The sequence below is a fragment of the uncultured Mobiluncus sp. genome, assembly GCF_902488535.1.
Taxonomy (GTDB): Bacteria; Actinomycetota; Actinomycetes; order Actinomycetales; family Actinomycetaceae; genus Mobiluncus.
Genome location: NZ_CABTWO010000005.1, coordinates 24,329 through 41,980, shown reverse-complemented (window position 1 = coordinate 41,980; position 17,652 = coordinate 24,329). Strand labels below are relative to the sequence as shown.

The following is a 17,652-nucleotide window of genomic DNA, read 5'->3' as shown; positions in this document are numbered from 1 at the left end:
AGCCCGGACAGTTCAATACCATAATCCTGTATTATTTCAAAGCCTTATCTATCTGGTCTAAGGCAGCTGCAATCCAGCTAACATAGTCGCTGGCCCCCGCCAATGTCTCTGTCAGCTTCACCACCGGAATGCCCTTTGCTTTCGCGGCATCCTGCAGCGCCTGGGACACCGGGTCTTCGGTCTGCGAGTTAACCAGCAGCACATCAACTTTCCCCTCCGTAATCAGGGCCTTGGTGTCAGCCTGCGTCTTCACACTGGGCCCGGATTCCGTTTCGGACTGTTCTACGTATTCTTCGGGAGTCAGATCATGGATACCGGCGTCCTCCAACAGGTAGTTCGCCAAAGGCTCGGTCGCCAGTGAATGCTTTTCGCCCCGCGCCTTAATGTCTTCTGCCTGCGATTCCAATTCATCCAACTTGCCTTGGAATGCTTTTGCGGCGTCCTGGTAATCTGCGGCGTGTTTGCCGTCAGTTTGGCTCATCGTGTTAGCGACCGCCTTGGCAACTTCACTCACCGCGTGCAAATCGTAGAACACGTGCTCATTGACGGAGCAATGGTGATGATGGTGGTGATGGTGTCCTTCGTGCTCGTGTTCGTGAGCTTCCTCACCCTCGTGCTCGTGCTCATGTTCATGCCCATCCTCATGTTCGTGCGCATCCTCATGTTCATGCGCATCCTCGTGCTCATGTCCGTCCTCGTGCTCATGCCCCTCGGCATCACCGCAATCGATGCCAGCCAGCTCCACGGCATTGAGCACGGTCGGTTTTTTATCCGCTGACTTGGCCAGCTGCAGCGCCCAATCGTCGTAGCCCCCGCCGTTCACGATTACCACGGAGGCTTGGTTCACCAGTTTCTTATCTTTCACGCTGGCTTCATAAGAATGCGGATCCAGGTTCGGCTGATCGATAGACGTAATCACGTCCGCGTTATCCCCCACCACGGCTTTTGCCACGGAAGCCCATACGTCAGTAGAGGCGTACACCGTCGGTTTGGTCGCAGCAGCGTCTCCCGCTGCGTCTTTCATTTGGGTATCGTTTGCGGTCGAGCAGGCGGACATACTGACGGCTAGTGCGGCGGCGCCGAACAGGGCGCCAACTGTTTTCAACTTCATATTTTCCTTTCCCTCACGGGTTTTGTTCTTATTGCGAATCGTTCTCATTATCACGTAACTGGAAAACGCTGTCAAAACGAGACACAATGTTAGGTTAGGAGCGCGAAAACGGGAGGGAAACTACCAGTGACCACAGGTAAATCGACACCCCAAAGCTCCGCTCGGCAGCGCAAAACGCGACAATTAGAAGCGGTACTTTCCGCGGTCAGAGGAATGACTGATTTTCAATCAGCAGCTGACATCTTTACAAAACTCCAGCTAAACGGCACCCCCGTAGGATTGGCGACTGTTTACCGCAATCTCGCGGCGCTGGCGGAAGACGGCGTCTTGGACACAGTCAAGTCCGCCGATGGCACTACTCTGTATCGAGAGTGCGAGAGTTCCGAACATCATCACCACCTGGTGTGTCGGAGCTGCGGAAAGACCGAGGAGTTCCATCTGAAAGGGCTGGAGGAAACCCTGAACGAAATGGGCCGGGAAATGGGGTTCTCCGCTTTGAGCCACACGGTGGAGCTGACAGGGTTGTGCTCTAAGTGCTCCGCGAAAAAATAATACCCTTTGCTGTATATTAATTTACTGCAAAATCTGGCCTTTGAGCAGCCCGATTAGCCTATCCAGTACCCGCGCGTCTTGACGCAAACCGTTGTGTTCATATTCACTGGTGACCCACAGACGGCAATCTTTTAAGATGCCAGCGGTTTCGGTCGAGAACTTCAACGGCACGTAGGCATCTTCATAGTAGGCCGCCGCCGCAACCGGTACGTCTGCGCTGGCCAGGCGTTCAGTCGAATAGAGTTGCGTCCATTCATAATTGGCCAGTATGTCGGCAGCTTCACGCAAAGGCCGCAGTTCAAACGATTCATCGAATAGTTCACGAGGCAGATGCTCTCCCGCGAACAGCGTCCCGTCACGTTTCACTTCCCTCGGCATAGTGCGGCTAGCCGCCCAGCGTGTTGCCACTCCGTCCGCGTAACAAGACTCGTGCAGAATGGCATAGAGCGGATTGCGCCCCTCAAATGGCAGCATCGCAGCTAAATCATGGCGAAATGCCGGCGAGAACGGATCATTTTCCAGCAGTTCATGCAACTTCATGCCCCCACCTTGTGCACCCAAGACAATCCCTACGGTACGCCAACGATCCGCACCGACCTTGTCGCCGTTGGGAGTAATAATCTTCCCCTCCCGGGCCAGGTTATAAACCTGGCGCACCCGGTCCCGATCCTCGGGGAACTGGCGATAATAGGTTTCGGATTTATCCATCATGATCCGCCAAGTTTCGGCGTAAACATCTTCAATAGGATGCCCCACGGCCGTCAGTCCGCCGGTCAGGATAGCTCCAGACAGCCCTTCGGGATGGGAGCTGAGATAGCGCACGGAAGTGAAACCCCCGAACGACTGCCCCAGCAGCGTCCAGCGTTTTCCGCCCAGGTAATCGCGCAGGGCTTCAGCGTCTCGAACAATCTCATCGGCACGCAAGTGCGTCAGGTACTCCGCCTGCTCCGATGGGGTTAGCCCTGCCAGTGGGCCGAAATCCGGATCCGCCGAAACCGGGGTGGATCGCCCGGTACCGCGCTGATCGAGCATAACGACCTGATAGTCCTCAAGGGCGCGGGGCAGCCAGGTCGGCTGCGGCGAGGGGTACAACGCAGGCCGAGCCGCCTCATGTCCGGGTCCGCCTTGTAGGAACAGCAGGTAGGGTCGCTTTTCCCCGTCCTTACCGGTGACGACTCGTGCGAATATTTCTATCATTCCCGCGGCTGGATTGAGGTGGTCCAGCGGCACTTGCAAAGTAATCTCACGTAGTTTCAGTCCCGGCAACAGTTTCACTTCATCACTCATGTGTTTCAGCTTAATGCCACCTGCCGGGCTTGGCCTTAGACTTGAAGACATGTTTTGCGAATACTTTGAGGCGCGGGTCTGCCGGTCGTGTCCCCTCATGGGGGTGCCCTACAACCAGCAGGTGCGGGATAAGGAACGGGCCTCACGCCGAGCTTTGGCCTCTCTGGACCGTCCCTCCTCACGGCGAATTCCCGCTCAGCCACCCGCTGCAAAGTCACATTTCGACTGGCTGCCAACCTACAGCAGTCCCCAGAAAGAATTTCGCAATAAGGCAAAAATGGTGGTTTCGGGTTCCAAGAAGTCGATTGTGCTCGGACTGGCCCCCACTAAGGATCATCCCGCTGGCGTCGATTTACAGTCGTGTCCGCTGTATGTACCGGCAATTCGCGCCGCTTTCGCTCCCATTCGGGCTTGGCTGCAGCGCCTCGGTGCCCGCCCCTATAACATCGCTACCGCTAAGGGTGAAGTGAAATACGTGCTGGTCAGTGCCAATCCTGCGGGCGAGTTGATGGTGCGTCTGGTGTTGCGTTCGAAAGCTGCCCTACATCGGATTGAAAATACCTGGTCCGAGCTTCAGGCCGAGTTGCCCCACCTGCGGGTGTTTTCGGTAAACATTCAGCCCGAACACACCACCGTCATTGAAGGCCGGGAGGAAATCATCCTTTCCGAAGAAAAATATATACATATGCCCGGTATCGGCACGGATTTATGGCTGGCGCCGGGGGCGTTTTTCCAGACGAATACCGCCGCATCTCAGGCTATGTATACACAAGCTGCCACTTGGGCACGCGAACTCCAGCCGGAAACCGCTTGGGATTTGTATTGCGGAGTGGGCGGATTTGCCTTTGCGCTGAGTTCCGCCGGGGTTGCGCAGGTGACGGGCGTGGAAGTCGTGGGGCCGGCTATTGATGGCGCGAAGAAGGCCGTGGCAGAAATGGCGGGTGTGACTGCGGCTAGCCCGGTGGGGCAGGGAGTTGAGAACACCGTTGCGAGCTACCGCGGTGACGCTGTGGCTAGGCCGCATTTCATCACCGTCGATGCGACGAAGTGGGCTACTAATCAAAAACTTATACCGCCAGATTTGGTGGTGGTGAACCCGCCGCGGCGCGGGCTCGGGTCTGAATTGTCCTCTTGGCTGGAACACTCCGGTATCCCCCACCTCATCTATTCCTCCTGCTTCCAGGAAACCCTGGTGGAGGATCTGCGCCGAATGCGTTCCTACCGGATTACCGCAGCCAAACTGGTAGACATGTTCCCACACACCTCGCATGTGGAGTGTTTAGTATTACTGGAAAGGCAGTCATCGAAACCCAAAACTAGCTCCAAGTGAGTGTAAGACGCAAACAACTACCCGACAAGCCGTAAATTGATTGTGAGTAAATCGTATGTTGTTTATAGAAACGGCCGTTTTGTGCGCGGTATTGTTCATGCTCTGCATTTTAGGAACTGGAACTGATGCTAAAAACTTACAGAACTACAGCTCTTACCCAGATGCAGTGCAAAGCCGGATTCGTACTATCCCGGAATACCAACACCGGTTCCAGGAAAAGAATCCTTTCCTTACATTTACCGCCAATTTTCTCCTTTTCCTAGTCATATTATTCGTTTTCGGGATATTTATCCACCAGCGCAACTTTACGCATAATTTCCTCTCCCTGCTGATTCTCGGACAAACCTTGAACGTTTTCGACCTCATTGTGATTGATTTGCTGTGGTGGCGACACACCCCGCGCATCAGATTCTCAAAGCTCCCCCAACCCGCTCTCTACCAGGACCCACGAAAGCACATCTCCGCTTTCATCAGAGCGTTTATCATGTACTTTGCCATCGCCCTAATCGATGGCTACCTGCTGACTCTATTTTGAAACCTATACCCTGAACGCCCGTCTAACCTATGGGCGTGATTACCCCTGAACTACTAGCATAGAAACCGTGGTGTCCTCGGATTCGGAGCAACAAAACAATCCTCGCTGGTCGCGGACTATTTCGCGCGGAGTGTTCACGTTTATTGTCCTCATGGGTATCGTGTCCATGTTCTCGGATATGACTCACGAGGGCGCTCGCTCGGTTTTGGGTGAGTATCTGAACCTGACCGGGGCATCGGCAGCAGCCATCGGTTTTGTCTCGGGTTTCGGGGAACTGTGCGGCTACTCGTTGCGTCTGCTCTCAGGCTTTTGGGCAGACAAGACCAAGCACTACTGGGGTTTGATTATTTTCGGCTACACCATCCAGGTGCTGGCCATTCCTGCTCTCGCGCTCGTCCCCGACAACGGCTGGATTTTTGCCTGCAGCCTGGTGGTTTTGGAACGCGTGGGCAAAGCCATTAAGAAACCCGCGAAAAACACCTTGGTCAGCTTCGCAGCGGACGAAATCGGTACTGGTAAAGGCTTCGCGCTGCAGGAATTCCTCGACCAACTCGGCGCATTCCTGGGTCCTCTGCTGCTGTTCCTCGTTGGTCTGATTATCGGCACGCAAGACCTGTTCGGAACTTACCGCCTCGGCTTTCTCACCTTGGGTATTCCCGCGCTCATCACCATCGCGTTCACCGTGCTAGCCTGGCACTTCTATCCTCACCCCGAAAATTTTGACCAGGCCGCTACCCCACCGGAAAACGCCCACGCCCCGACTGACCCGCCCCGAGAACCTTGTGCGCCCGCCCCGACCGACGACACCCCTTCCGTCGGCACCTCTACGAACGACGCCCCCACAAGCGCGTTACCATCCATTTCCGCTGTCACCCCCGGTTTTCGTTTCAACCGAGCTTTTGCCCTCTATATGGCCGCTATCTGCTTGTTCGCTTTCGGTTTCGCGGACTTCACGCTGGTTACTCTGCATGCCGCGAAAACTGCGGCATTCCCGAAAGCGGCATTAGCGCTGCTCTACGCGGGGGCGATGGTGGTCGACGCCATCGCAGCGCTCATTTTTGGAACCTGGTTCGACCGTATTGGCTTGCGGGCGCTCATTGTCTCAACCCTTCTGACGGCACCGTTTTCAGCATTCGTATTCCTGAGCGGAAACCCTTGGCTCATCAGCATTGGCATTGTTCTGTGGGGGCTGGGGATGGGCGCACAGGAAAGCATCATGAAAGCTGCGGTAGCCAAAATTATGCCCAAGAATCGTCGCGCCACCGGGTTCGGCGTTTTCGAAACCGGCTTCGGAATCGCCTGGTTCCTCGGGTCTTGGCTGATAGGAGCCCTCTATGACGTCAATATCCCCGCGATGGTTGCCGTTTCCATCATTTCGCAGCTCGCGTCCGTGAGTTTCTACCTCCTGACCCTGAAAAATTTGCCAACTTTACCCCCACAATGACCGAACTCACTCAGAAATTAGCTGTTTTAACGTTAGGCTTAACGCGTGAACTCTCCGGATCTGACCCCCGCTACGCAAGGACCACGTCGGTGGCCGCGTTCCTGGAATCCCGGCATTTTTCATGCCAAGAAGGAGACCATTGAACCGCTGGAAATCCCCACGACCAGGTGGAAATTCGCCCTTCTGCTGACTCAGGTCGGCATTTATGCCTGTTTATTTGCCCCCATTCAGCTGCTCATCGGCTTGCAAGCCTCGATGATAGCTTACGACCAAAAGGAAATTGTGCTTTCCGTAGTTACCGGATGCGGGGCATTTATGGCGATGATTGCCGCTCCCATTTTCGGAGCACTGTCTGACCGGACTTACTCAAAATACGGACGTCGGGCGCCTTGGGTCTTGGGCGGGGTTTTATGCGGAGTTTTCGCGCTCGCAGGCTTGACTTTGTCGTGGTGTCCCGCGTCTTTGGCGGGAACGTGGGTTTTGACCCAGGCGGCGCTAAACGCCGCGTTCATCGCTACCAACGCCATTCCGAACGATTCTGTCAGAATTGAGTACCGCGGCGAAATGGGCGGCTGGTTGGGAGCCGGCCAGAACCTGGGAGCTTTGTTAGGAGTCGGCTTGGCGACCCTGTGTACGAATCTAATCCACAACTACATGGGCATAGTGGCTGCCTACGTTGTCTTAGTGTTGCTACTGACCATCTGTGTGACTCCCTACTTGTGGAACTCCAACGACCGTTTCCTCGGTGCCCGCCGAGACCCCGTCACCATCACAAAGTTTTTCCAGCGATTCTGGATTCCGCCGCGCAAATACCCGGATTTCATCTGGACTTGGCTCTCCCGCCTCCTAATGTTCACACCGTTCATGACGATAACGCTTTACCTGCTCTATTACCTCGAAGATGTGTTGCATTACCCGAATCCAACCACCGGCGTGCTGATTTTGTCCACAATCTACGCGGTGCTGACCATGGTTAGCGCCTTCATCATCGGTTTTGTCGCCGACTATCTGATGAAGTACCGACGGCTCATCTTCATTTCCTCAGTCACCATGGCGATTGGCAGCCTCATCCTTGCGTTCTTGCAAACTTGGACCTGGACGATTCTCGCTGCGATCTTTATTGGGATTGGCCACGGTATTTTCATCGCGGTGAGCTTTGCAATCACCACCCGAGTCCTTCCTCCCACCGACGATTCCGGTCGTGACCTCGGTGTTTTCAACGTTTCTGCGACCCTCCCGCAGGTGTTAGCCCCCATATTTGGAGTTCCGGTAATTGTCCTCATCGCCAGCTATTCCATTGGCTACACGGTCTTGTTCAGCGCTATGGCCGTGATGTTTGTGATTGGCGGGCTGATGATTTATAAGGTGAAATCCGTAGAGTAATCGTGTTTCGTTTCTCGGACGGCACCACCGCCAGAATGGAGGGAAAATGACACAGTCACAAGCCGTGGTGGACAGTTTTGGGGTTCCACTGCTTCCCCTCGGGGACGACGAGTCAGGTTCTCCGGTTGCGAGAATCCCTCAACTGGGTTTCGGCACCTATAAAATTGCTCCCGAAAATGCCCAAGAAATCGTGGAGAACGCGGTGGAAGTGGGGTATCGCCACATTGATACCGCCCAAATGTATGGAAACGAAGCGCAAGTTGGCGCGGCCCTGCGGGCATCGGGAATCGCGCGCAGCGAGTTCTTCTTAACCACTAAACTGAACAATCCCCATCACGAGCCCGATGTGGCCCGCCGCACTTTTGCCGAGTCATTGCAGCGCCTGCAAACCGATTACGTGGATTTGTTCCTCATTCACTGGCCGATGCCCGAGGCTTACGGTGGGGACTATCCCGGTTTGTGGCGGGTGTTGCAAGAGTTCGTGGCGGATGGGCGAGCCCGTCACGTGGGGGTGTCGAACTTTGAAGTTTCACATCTGCAGCGACTGCTGACTGAAACGGGGATTTTTCCGCAGGTCAACCAGGTCGAGGCACACCCGTGGTTTGCCAATAACGCGGTTAGGGAATTCACCAGAGCACATGGCGGGCTCATTGAGGCGTGGTCTCCCCTGGCACGAGGCCGGTTCTTTGACACCCCGGTTTTGATTGAGACCGCCAAACGCCTGGGGCGGAACCCAGCGCAAGTCGTGTTGCGTTGGGCTCTAGAGCGCGGCGACGTGGTCATCCCAAAGTCGAATCATGTTGAGCGGATGCGGGAGAACTTTGCCGTGCTGGAGTTTGCACTTGATGCGCCTGCGCGAGCGGCTCTCGACAGTTTGGATCGTGGTGAGGCGGGCCGCACCGGTTCCCATCCTGACCACGTAAACGGCGCGAAATAAACGTTTCCTGGGCTTCTGACTGGAATCACCAGCGTGGTTGCGGTCATCAGTCCCGCGGCTCGCGGTACTTGTGAATCTGGCCCTCACCGGTAACGCCATCGATAGCGTAAACCGAGAGCCAACCGTCCTTTTCCACCCCGGATTCGAGGTCAATCACCCCGGGGTTCACAAAGTTTTCCCGACTTTCGTTGCGATGCCCGTGCAGTTGGACGATTTCATGGTTCCCCATTTCAGGGAAGTTTTTGAACTCGTAGCGCCTCCGGTAGGTGTTGGCGCGCGTACCCACCCCAAAAATAAAGTAATCATCAGGTAAATCGCAGTAGCCGGTGCGGCGGATTTCTCGGATGGTTTCGGGATATACCCCGCCGTGGGATACAAAATATTCGCGAGCCCCCGGGCGTTTCTCCGCTCCAGATTTCGTTCCCGGAGTATCGGAAACTGAGGGTGTGGCGGGCGTCCCCCCGACTCGGAAGTCATAGAACGGCACGGTGGAACGATACCAGTCTTCGAGTTGTTGGCGGGTCGCGCCAGCGGTCAGTAACTGTTTCACAGATTCCTCGGTGGCGCTCTTGGTGCCTCGTCCTTTCAAGGCGTTCAGAAGGGATTTCTCGTGGTTTCCGGTGATCACCACGTTGTCTACGGAGCGCAGGATTTTCCAGACTTTTCCGGCATCTGGACCGCGGTCAAACAGGTCGCCCACAAAAATCCACTTGGCATCCGGAGTGCCCAGTTCTGCCACTGCCTGTTCTAAGGCGCCCCCGCAGGACTGCACATCGCCAACCACTCGCACCGGCCGATTGCCCAGGTCAACCTGACAAGTTTTAAAACAATCCAACATCTGTGCCGGAGTAATGGTCTGCGGCGGCGGAACGGAATCGAAGCGATCCAAGAATGACTCAATATCGGGAATCCGGTCTCCCCCGCGTTTGAGGTTACGGGACAGCAATTCTTCCCGACTAACCTGGGTAAAGTCCACCGCTAAGACGTCGTAGCCGTGCGAATCCGCCAGCGCTTCCCACTGCGAACGTGAGCGGGGTGAGGCATTGACCGCATCGATGATGACCGGAGAGCCCAAAAACATCAAGTTATCAGCTTGTTCTTGCACAATGCGGCGGGTCAAACGCTGCAAATGCTCCCCGGCGATTAAGACCTTGTCGCCATCGAGAGCGGGAACATAGCGGGAAAACATACGGCGCACTTCATCAGCGCTGACGGAAAACTCTTCGAGCTTATTTTCCTGCACAAACGTCGTTTTGCCGGCCCCCTGCGGGCCATAAAGTATAAAAAGTTTGCGCATCTCTCCGCCACTTTCGCGTGTTTTCGCCTCGTTCTCTCGGGATTTTAGACAGAATGCCGGAATTCCTCTGACTCCGGCCTCCACCTAGATGAGGCTCCTCTTACATCCATTTCTATCAGATTCTCAGCGTTTTTTACAAACACTTAACTTCGTGGCGTTTGGAGTATAGACGGAAAGAGCGGTGAACCTCTCACTGTCGGTAGAGCTTACCGCAGTACCCATCTCAGTATTATTTCAGTCTTGTTGCCGCGCTCCCCCACATTAACCTAAGGGACAAGACGCCACGAGGGAAAATGAATCGTAAAAAGGTCGAAGGGCGGTAATCCGGAAGATTATCGCCCTTCGCTATGAAATTTTCTGAACAGATTTCTAAACGTGCTTGGTCACATTGATTTCCAGTTCTTTGCCGCTCGAAGGGTTGACCTTCACGGATACGGCCAGGGTTTCTCCGGCGATGAGCTGCTCATGAGTCTTCACCCATTCGAGGTGATCGGCGGGCACGCCCAGCGTCAGGTCAATCCGGTCAGCCACGTCCAGGACCGCGTTCTTGCGAGCGTCTTGCACCGCACGAATCGCATCGCGGGCGTAGCCTTCCGCTTCCAGTTCCTCGGTCACTTCGGTGTCCAGCACCACAAAAGTGCAGCTATCCAGCACATCGGCAACGGTTCCCGGCTCGGCTGCAACCTTTGTCACCAACCCGAACTGTTCACCCGTGAGGCGCACCGGCTGTCCACCGAGTTCCACCCCATCGAACACCACAGCGTCACCGTCCAAGCGCCACTGACCGGACTTTTGCGCCTGGAACAACGCAGAAGTGAGTTTGCGCACCTCGGGGGCAAAAGCCTTGGGGTTGAGCGTCAATTCCTGGCTTGATTGCAATCCGGACTCGGCAACACCGAGCACCTCCACGGACTTGACGTTGACCTCGGAGGCAATGAGCGTCGTGTAGTCACGCAGAGCCTCCGGATCCGCGGCTACCACCTGGAGGCGGCTCAGCGGCAAACGCACCCGCAGGTTAGCGCCCTTGCGCAAGGCGTGGGCACACGAAACGACGTCGCGCACCTCGTTCATAGCGTCCACTAGCGCACCATCGTACACAGCATCGTCCCAGTTTGGGTAGTCCATCAGATGTACGGAACGACCACCGGTCAGCCCCCGCCAGACTTCTTCTGCAATCAGAGGCAGCAGCGGAGCCATCGCCCGCATCAGCGCCTCTAACACGGTGTAGAGCACGTCAAAGGCGGCAGGATCCTCGTCCCAGAAACGCTGGCGAGAAATGCGAATGTACCAGTTGTTCAACACCTCGGTGAACTGGCGAACGTGTTCGCAAGCCTCCGGAATGTGGAAGTTATCCAGGTCATCGCGCATTTCGGCGAACAGCTGGCGCGCGGCGGACAGCAAGTAGCGGTCCATCATAGGCAGCGCGTTGACGCTCGCGGCATCATCCACGTCCACGGGCTTCGCCTCGTAGCCCGCGCCCTGCTGACAGGTGCCGGCATAGAGCGTAAAGAAGTAGTAGGCGTTCCACACCGGCAGAATCGTTTGCCGCACCGTGTCGCGAATACCTTTATCGGTCACGATCAGGTTGCCCCCGCTGACCACCGGAGAACTCATCAGGAACCAACGCATCGCGTCCGCACCGTACTTGTCGAAAACTTCGTTAACGTCCGGGTAGTTGCGCAGCGATTTACTCATCTTGCGCCCGTCATCACCCAGAACGATACCGTGCGAGATACAGTTCAAAAACGCCGGCCGGTCAAACAGCGCGGTCGCCAATACGTGCAAGGTATAGAACCAACCACGGGTCTGGCCGATGTACTCCACGATGAAGTCGCCGGGGTAATGTGTCTCGAACCATTCCCGATTTTCAAAGGGATAGTGGACCTGGGCGTAGGGCATAGACCCGGATTCAAACCAGCAGTCCAACACTTCCGGGACACGACGCATCGTGGATTTTCCGCTGGGATCATCGGGATTCGGGCGGGTCAACCCATCAATGAACGGCCGGTGGAGGTTATCGATCTTGACCCCAAAGTCCCGTTCCAGTTCCGCAAAAGAGCCGTAGACGTCAATGCGCGGATAGGCGGGATTGTCCGACTTCCATACCGGAATCGGGGAACCCCAGAAACGGTTGCGCGAAATCGACCAGTCGCGCGCCCCTGCGAGCCAGTTGCCAAAGATACCGTTCTTGGTATGTTCCGGCGTCCAGGTGATTTGCTGATTCAACTCCACCATGCGGTCACGGAACTCAGTAACGCGGACAAACCACGAGGACACTGCCTTGTAGATGAGCGGTTGGCGGCAACGCCAGCAGTGCGGGTAGGAGTGCTCGTAAGAGGCGACCTTCACCAGGTAGGGACGCTGGCGCGCCTCACGGGCCGCCACCGGGCCGGTTTCGTCGCGCAGGTCGGCGATGATGTAGCGGTTTGCCTCAAAAACGTTCTTTCCCGCGTAATCTGGAACTTCCGCGGTGATGACTCCGTTTCCGTCTACCGGCATGACCACCCCGATTTGCTGGGTAGCGCAAACGTTCATATCGTCCTCGCCAAAGGCCGGGGCGAGGTGCACCAGCCCGGTGCCGTCCTCGGTGGACACGAAGTCGGCACTGATGATGGTCCAGGCTTTCGATCCCGGTCCCACGTGTCCCGGCTGGTCTGCCGTACCATCGGCGATGGCGGCAGCTTTGGCATCTTCAAAGTAATCAAAAATGGGATAGTACTCCAGGCCAACCAGTTCAGAGCCTTTGAAAGGAGCGGATACCTGCGGGTTTTCCCCAAGTTCCTTTTCGTAAGCCGCCAAGCGCGCCTGGGCCAGGATTACGGTTTGTCCCTGCAACTCCCCCTGGGTCGGCGTGACCCGCACGTAGTCGATGTCCTCCCCGACGGCGACCGCAAGGTTGCTGGGCAACGTCCACGGGGTCGTGGTCCAAATCAGCACCATCTCGTCGGTGTCACGCAGACGCATTCCCACCGTGACGGTCTGGTCGGTGCGGTTTTGGTAGATGTCGTCGTCCATCTTAAGTTCGTGGTTCGACAGGGGTGTGCCGTCGTGCCAGCAGTAAGGCAGCACCTTAAAGCCTTCGTAGATGAGCCCCTTGTCGTACAGGGTCTTGAACGCCCAAATGACCGATTCCATAAAGGTGGAGTCGAGGGTCTTGTAGTCGTTTTCGAAGTCGACCCAGCGCGCCTGGCGCGTCACATATTCTTCCCACTCTTTGGTATATTTCAGTACCGATTCGCGACAGGCCTGGTTGAAGGCCTCAATCCCCATTCCGTCCGGGCCTTCGATTTGTTCCTTGTCCTCGATGCCGAGAATGCGTTCCGCCTCCAGTTCGGCGGGCAAGCCGTGAGTGTCCCACCCGAAGCGCCGCTCTACGCGGTGGCCGCGCATGGTCTGGTAACGCCCCACGATGTCTTTCACGTAGCCGGTCAACAGGTGGCCATAGTGCGGCAAGCCATTGGCAAAGGGCGGACCATCGTAGAACACGAACTCGTTGCTACCGTCCTGGCCGGCCTGACGGGCATCCACAGAAGCCTGGAAAGTATGATCTTTAGCCCAAAACGCCAGGGTTTCGGTTTCTTGGCTGGGAAAATTCGGGCTGGCGTCCAGGGAAGTATCCCGGTGTTTGGGGTAGAACCCGCGTTTTTTCTCGCTCATTTTCGTCCTTATCGCGAATCGTTCATTCACGAGGACGCCTGCGACACTCTGTCGGTGGGCGCGGTACCACCTCGCTTGCTCACGTGGTCCCGCAAAAGTCTGGGTGCCGACCAATTGGTGCAACCAGACTATTGAGTTGGCCCAGTGAGCCGCTCAATATGGCTGTAACGGGCCTTCCCGTCGGAGTCTAGTGAGTCGCATGCACGGCACACAACCGTTCTTTCCGAAGCTCCCCGGCGATATCCGGGCTCAACAGTCCGGACCGGTTCAACGCGGATTCCACTCTATCCAGTTTTTTCTCTGGACTCAAACAAAGTGAGCTTTTGCCTGAGTTTCAGAAAGTCAAAAGTTTAGGACGGATTATCCCCCTGCGGAGTGTAGCTCAAAATGTCTCCCGGCTGGCACTCCAAAACTCGGCAGATTTTTTCCAGTGTAGAGAAGCGGATTGCCTTGGCGTGACCATTTTTCAGTATCGAGACATTCGCCGCCGTGATGTCCACAGCCTGCGCAAAGTCCTGAACCGACATACCTCGCTGGGCCAGCAACACCGACAGATTTACCGTAATCACTTAGATGACCTCCGCTAATTCTGCCGCATCGTCCAGCGCGGCTTGAAAAATACTCTTAGCCAGGCTAACCAGGGAAAATAGCCCCACTCCCAAAACTATTCCGCCGAGGAATAAAAGAGGCGGCTCTGGTCTGGTTGCCGGTGCAAAAATGCTCATGTGCCCACCGGTTAGCGCGACGATACCGGGACCGATAGCAACCATGAGACGCGCTAAATTGATCCATTTCATGGTTTTAGCAGTAAAAAAAGCTCCTTTGCTAACTGCCCTTACCAGCATAATCAACGCCACAATCAGTACCTGCACACAAATAAGCGCCGCTACGGCTGCCAGCGCATATGGTACGACCAGGTGGCGAACCTCGGGGAATTCCTCCCCCGTTTCCCATGCCGCTAATACGCAAAATAACTGGAGCAGCAACACCCCTGGAAGAGCTGCAATCAAGGAAACTTGCGACAGAATTACGTAAATTCGAGAAAACTTCATATATCGATTATCGATACTTTTATATCGTTTGTCAATAGGTATTACTGCGACAGCCGGTTCCTAGCGACACCCGGTTGTGCCTCTGGAACAACTCGCCAACCAGCCAGAGAGACCCATAAAACCTGTGAAAACGCTACAGTTTAGAGTGAACATTCTGCCAGACAAACATCTGGGCACGTCAGTTAGAAGTCAGACAGCCAGCCACAGGGGGACGTATGAAAGCCGAGGAATTGTGGGACCAGGCTCAGGCAGTGGCACTGGAGCTGCCCGAGACTGAGCTTTGGGTGTATTCCCCGCAGTGGGAGGCCGTAAAAGTGTGTGGGAAGTGGTTCGTGGTGATGGTGGAGGTCCACGGTACCCCGGTAGTGAACTTGGCCGTGTTGCCGGAGGACGGCCTGGCACTGACCCAGCGCTATGCGGAAATCACTCCCGGCTGGCATATGAACAAAGACCACTGGATCAGCGTGTATCCCGGCGCGGAAGTCGACCTGGAACTGTTGAAAGTGCTGGTTCAGGAGTCTTACCTGAACGTGGTATCACGTCTGCCGGTCAAGTCCCGCCCACACCTGCCAGATTCCCTGCGGCACTGGCCCAGTTCGGAGGCTTAACCCTCCCGGCGCCTCCGGGTTGCACCACCAACTTTGTCGATTCGCCGGATTGACGAAAATACAAAGTCCGGGCAGCCGGCGGAAACCAGCTGCCCGGACTAGGGGGAGTAATTTTTCGTTAGTCCTAGTTCACGGTGAACGGGTTAGATATACCCTCGTAAGGAATAATCCGGTGATTCCAACCGTTCTTCCAGTCGCCGTCCTGCACCAACCGATAGGTTCCGGCCGGGGTGCCCTGGCGAATCCGCCACTCTACCGTGGTGCGAGAATAGCTGGCGCCCTCGCGTTCCCAGCGGTAACTGGTGTCCCAGTCACGGTCCGTCAAGTAATCTTGCCAGGTTCCATCCTCGGCCTGACGCTGCACCTTGAGGAAGGTCCCGCCCACGCGCAGGTTGTTCTTGGGGTGTGCCCCACGGAACACGGCTTTTGCCGTATCTCCCGGTTGGTACTGTTCGAGGGGCTGAACCAGCACCTGTCCGAACTTTTGACGCCAAGGCTTGTCGTCCAGCACGACACCGGGACGATTGATTTTGCCTCGCGTGCTGACATTGGGCCATGCATCGTTGCTGACCGCAGTGCCGTCGACCATGGATTGCGCCAAGCCATCCACCTCTTGCTGCAGGGCGGACAGCTCATAAGGACCAAACTCGGTGGAAGCGCCCTCGTAATGTTGGGCAGCGTACTCTTCACGAGTGGAAACGTAACCGGCGTAATCGTTCGCAGCTCCGGAAAAGATGACCTTCTCTACGCCGAGCGGTGCCAAAATCCGTTCCACAGATTCCCGCAGGTGGCGCACGCCCATAGTGCCCGTCTCAGTCGGAACCCCGACGATAGCCACGTTGCCGATACGCAACAACTGTACCGGCTCCACGGTCGAAGCCCAGCCCCACTTGCCATCTGGGAGCAAAACCGGCTTCTCCGCCTGGCAGGGATCATTGCCCGTCCAAGAAATCGAGGCAAAGGCGAAACGCACCAAACCGCCCAAGCTGGATTGATCGACCTTGTTGATGACATCGCGAACCGAGAAATTGTCCCTGGTCATACCTTCATAGATTCCAGGAATTCCCGAGGGGCCGTTTTCTCCGCCCGCGGCAAAGGAATAGCCACGAGCCGGGACGCACAGTTTCTGGTCCCCGGCGCCTTCCGTGTAAGCCGCTTTGACGACATAGTTCTTAAACTGGACGTAACGTCCCCGATAGTCAACGGCACCTTTAACTGTGTCGCCCGGGCTATTCCACAGCCGCCAAGATGCATCGAACTGTTCCTGACCATGCTTTTCAGCGTTGTAGTAATCATCAGGGGTGCCCATGAAATCCGGGGTGGAGGACGAGTTGCCCGCCACGGGAACCATGTCTCCCGTACCTGAAGCAGGGAACGCTGCCACGAAGGTTTTGTCCTGATTCGGGTCAGTCCCAAACTTCTGTTCATACAGGTATTCCGCGTAGCCTTTCGAGTCGGCGGAATACAGGTCCCAGTGCATCGGGAAGGACGTGGCGTGAGTTGAGAACCAGTTGAATACGCCGAGTTTCTCACCAGCTGCAGAAGTGAACTCCAGTTGGTCCATCGTCGTTTCTACCGAGTCGTCGTATTTGCTGACGTCATCGTTTTGCAGGTACGCCGCCAGAGAGCGGTTCCGGGTGATGCCGTGGACGTTAGTGCGCTTCATCTCGATGGTTCCAGGCTCGAGGTTGTTGTGCGCCTTCGAAATTGCGTTGACGATGCCGTCCACGGTGATATCCAAAACCTGTTGGCTGAACCCGTGCATAGTCTTATCCTCCGCGGCGATTTCATAGAGTTTATCGGTGGAGGTTCCTGCCGGCGACACGTGCGAGTGGGTGATGCCAATCATCACGTTGCCCTCATCGTACAGACCGGGATACATTGCCTTCAGTTTGTCCAAAACCCGTACCCGCACCGCGTTGAAAATGCCGCCGGTATCGACGCTGACATAAACCACGCGCTTGCCGGTAACCTGATCAGCGACGATAAAAGCATGAGCATACACACGTTGCTGCAGGCCTTTCATCTCTTGGTGCGAGGCGTAGCCGAAGGCGCCGTTTTCCGCAATAGCGCCGGTCACATCCGAGATACCGGTGCCAATCAAGTAAGTGCTTTCGGAAGCACTAGCCTGGGGTGTCAGTCCGGACACGCCTACCAGGCTGGCTCCGACGAGCGCCACTGCCCCGGTAAGGGTTATGGCGAGCCGCTTAAATCGTTGTGTTTTTTTCATGTTGTTTCCTGCTCTGCGTTGAGTTGACGTTGACATGGTCAGCGAAGGACACCGACACTCCCTAGCATACACCGGAAATTATCTGGATTTTTTCAGAGTTCTTTCACGATAGCTTAAGAAATCGATGATATTCCGCCCTCCTATAGGCAAATTGTTCAAAAATTAAGTTAAATAAACTCTCAAAATTGCCCCGGTTTGTCAGTCCAATAATTTTTCCACCCCTGCCAGC

General features: G+C 55.8%; 14 protein-coding genes. 7 read left to right on the top strand and 7 right to left on the bottom strand.

What is annotated here, in order from left to right; translation table 11 throughout:
• Window positions 1-31: 31 nt before the first annotated feature.
• On the bottom strand, window positions 32-1,111 hold the full coding sequence (locus RDL66_RS02875) for a metal ABC transporter solute-binding protein, Zn/Mn family (protein WP_308535064.1): 1,080 nt from the start codon (window positions 1,109-1,111) through the stop codon (window positions 32-34).
• A gap of 126 nt (window positions 1,112-1,237) precedes the next feature.
• Here RDL66_RS02875 and RDL66_RS02870 point away from each other — a divergent pair, with 126 nt between their 5' ends.
• Window positions 1,238-1,663 (top strand): Fur family transcriptional regulator, encoded by a 426-nt coding sequence (locus RDL66_RS02870; RefSeq protein WP_299297017.1) that lies wholly within the window; start codon window positions 1,238-1,240, stop codon window positions 1,661-1,663.
• A 21-nt stretch (window positions 1,664-1,684) separates the two neighbouring features.
• Here the strand turns inward: RDL66_RS02870 and RDL66_RS02865 are convergent, their stop codons facing one another.
• Entirely contained in the window at window positions 1,685-2,950 is a 1,266-nt protein-coding gene (locus tag RDL66_RS02865; protein WP_308535062.1) for an alpha/beta fold hydrolase, read from the bottom strand.
• 277 nt (window positions 2,951-3,227) lie between these two features.
• On the opposite strand from RDL66_RS02865, the gene rlmC reads away from it, so the two are divergent.
• The 5 genes from rlmC (at window position 3,228) to RDL66_RS02840 (ending at window position 8,579) form a co-directional block, all read left to right on the top strand.
• The gene (rlmC, locus tag RDL66_RS02860) at window positions 3,228-4,280 is read left to right on the top strand and encodes a 23S rRNA (uracil(747)-C(5))-methyltransferase RlmC (protein WP_374042902.1); all 1,053 of its coding nucleotides are present in this window, start codon (window positions 3,228-3,230) and stop codon (window positions 4,278-4,280) included.
• A gap of 55 nt (window positions 4,281-4,335) precedes the next feature.
• Window positions 4,336-4,815 carry an ABC transporter permease gene (locus RDL66_RS02855; protein WP_308535059.1) on the top strand — a complete coding sequence of 160 codons (480 nt, stop codon included), beginning with the start codon at window positions 4,336-4,338 and terminating at the stop codon, window positions 4,813-4,815.
• A gap of 67 nt (window positions 4,816-4,882) precedes the next feature.
• The gene (locus RDL66_RS02850; RefSeq protein ID WP_308535057.1) at window positions 4,883-6,259 is read left to right on the top strand and encodes an MFS transporter; all 1,377 of its coding nucleotides are present in this window, start codon (window positions 4,883-4,885) and stop codon (window positions 6,257-6,259) included.
• A 45-nt stretch (window positions 6,260-6,304) separates the two neighbouring features.
• On the top strand, window positions 6,305-7,642 hold the full coding sequence (locus RDL66_RS02845; RefSeq protein WP_308535055.1) for an MFS transporter: 1,338 nt from the start codon (window positions 6,305-6,307) through the stop codon (window positions 7,640-7,642).
• 46 nt (window positions 7,643-7,688) lie between these two features.
• On the top strand, window positions 7,689-8,579 hold the full coding sequence (locus RDL66_RS02840; protein WP_308535054.1) for an aldo/keto reductase: 891 nt from the start codon (window positions 7,689-7,691) through the stop codon (window positions 8,577-8,579).
• A gap of 46 nt (window positions 8,580-8,625) precedes the next feature.
• Here RDL66_RS02840 and RDL66_RS02835 read toward each other — a convergent pair whose 3' ends face one another.
• The 4 genes from RDL66_RS02835 to RDL66_RS02820 all read right to left on the bottom strand — a co-directional run bounded on the left by RDL66_RS02835 (window position 8,626) and on the right by RDL66_RS02820 (window position 14,585).
• On the bottom strand, window positions 8,626-9,876 hold the full coding sequence (locus RDL66_RS02835; RefSeq protein WP_308535053.1) for an AAA family ATPase: 1,251 nt from the start codon (window positions 9,874-9,876) through the stop codon (window positions 8,626-8,628).
• 369 nt (window positions 9,877-10,245) lie between these two features.
• The gene (ileS, locus tag RDL66_RS02830) at window positions 10,246-13,533 is read right to left on the bottom strand and encodes an isoleucine--tRNA ligase (protein ID WP_308535051.1); all 3,288 of its coding nucleotides are present in this window, start codon (window positions 13,531-13,533) and stop codon (window positions 10,246-10,248) included.
• 350 nt (window positions 13,534-13,883) lie between these two features.
• Window positions 13,884-14,102: a helix-turn-helix transcriptional regulator gene (locus RDL66_RS02825; protein WP_297724064.1), complete on the bottom strand. Its 219-nt coding sequence runs from the start codon at window positions 14,100-14,102 to the stop codon at window positions 13,884-13,886.
• Window positions 14,103-14,585: a DUF2975 domain-containing protein gene (locus tag RDL66_RS02820; protein WP_308535049.1), complete on the bottom strand. Its 483-nt coding sequence runs from the start codon at window positions 14,583-14,585 to the stop codon at window positions 14,103-14,105. It lies immediately after the preceding gene.
• Between the two features lie 215 nt (window positions 14,586-14,800).
• Between RDL66_RS02820 and RDL66_RS02815 the strand changes: the two genes are divergently transcribed.
• On the top strand, window positions 14,801-15,193 hold the full coding sequence (locus RDL66_RS02815; protein WP_308535047.1) for an MmcQ/YjbR family DNA-binding protein: 393 nt from the start codon (window positions 14,801-14,803) through the stop codon (window positions 15,191-15,193).
• A 124-nt stretch (window positions 15,194-15,317) separates the two neighbouring features.
• On the opposite strand, the gene RDL66_RS02810 is transcribed toward RDL66_RS02815, so the two are convergent.
• On the bottom strand, window positions 15,318-17,423 hold the full coding sequence (locus RDL66_RS02810; protein ID WP_308535045.1) for a neutral/alkaline non-lysosomal ceramidase N-terminal domain-containing protein: 2,106 nt from the start codon (window positions 17,421-17,423) through the stop codon (window positions 15,318-15,320).
• Window positions 17,424-17,652 lie beyond the last annotated feature (229 nt).

Excerpts from the sequence above, each read along its gene's own strand:
- RDL66_RS02875 (WP_308535064.1), bottom strand. The coding sequence starts at position 1,111 with ATGAAGTTGAAAACAGTTGGCGCCCTGTTCGGCGCCGCCGCACTAGCC.
- ileS (WP_308535051.1), bottom strand. The coding sequence starts at position 13,533 with ATGAGCGAGAAAAAACGCGGGTTCTACCCCAAACACCGGGATACTTCC.
- RDL66_RS02810 (WP_308535045.1), bottom strand. The coding sequence starts at position 17,423 with ATGAAAAAAACACAACGATTTAAGCGGCTCGCCATAACCCTTACCGGG.
- RDL66_RS02840 (WP_308535054.1), top strand. The coding sequence starts at position 7,689 with ATGACACAGTCACAAGCCGTGGTGGACAGTTTTGGGGTTCCACTGCTT.
- RDL66_RS02815 (WP_308535047.1), top strand. The coding sequence starts at position 14,801 with ATGAAAGCCGAGGAATTGTGGGACCAGGCTCAGGCAGTGGCACTGGAG.
- RDL66_RS02865 (WP_308535062.1), bottom strand. The coding sequence starts at position 2,950 with ATGAGTGATGAAGTGAAACTGTTGCCGGGACTGAAACTACGTGAGATT.
- RDL66_RS02835 (WP_308535053.1), bottom strand. The coding sequence starts at position 9,876 with ATGCGCAAACTTTTTATACTTTATGGCCCGCAGGGGGCCGGCAAAACG.
- RDL66_RS02855 (WP_308535059.1), top strand. The coding sequence starts at position 4,336 with ATGTTGTTTATAGAAACGGCCGTTTTGTGCGCGGTATTGTTCATGCTC.
- rlmC (WP_374042902.1), top strand. The coding sequence starts at position 3,228 with ATGGTGGTTTCGGGTTCCAAGAAGTCGATTGTGCTCGGACTGGCCCCC.
- RDL66_RS02820 (WP_308535049.1), bottom strand. The coding sequence starts at position 14,585 with ATGAAGTTTTCTCGAATTTACGTAATTCTGTCGCAAGTTTCCTTGATT.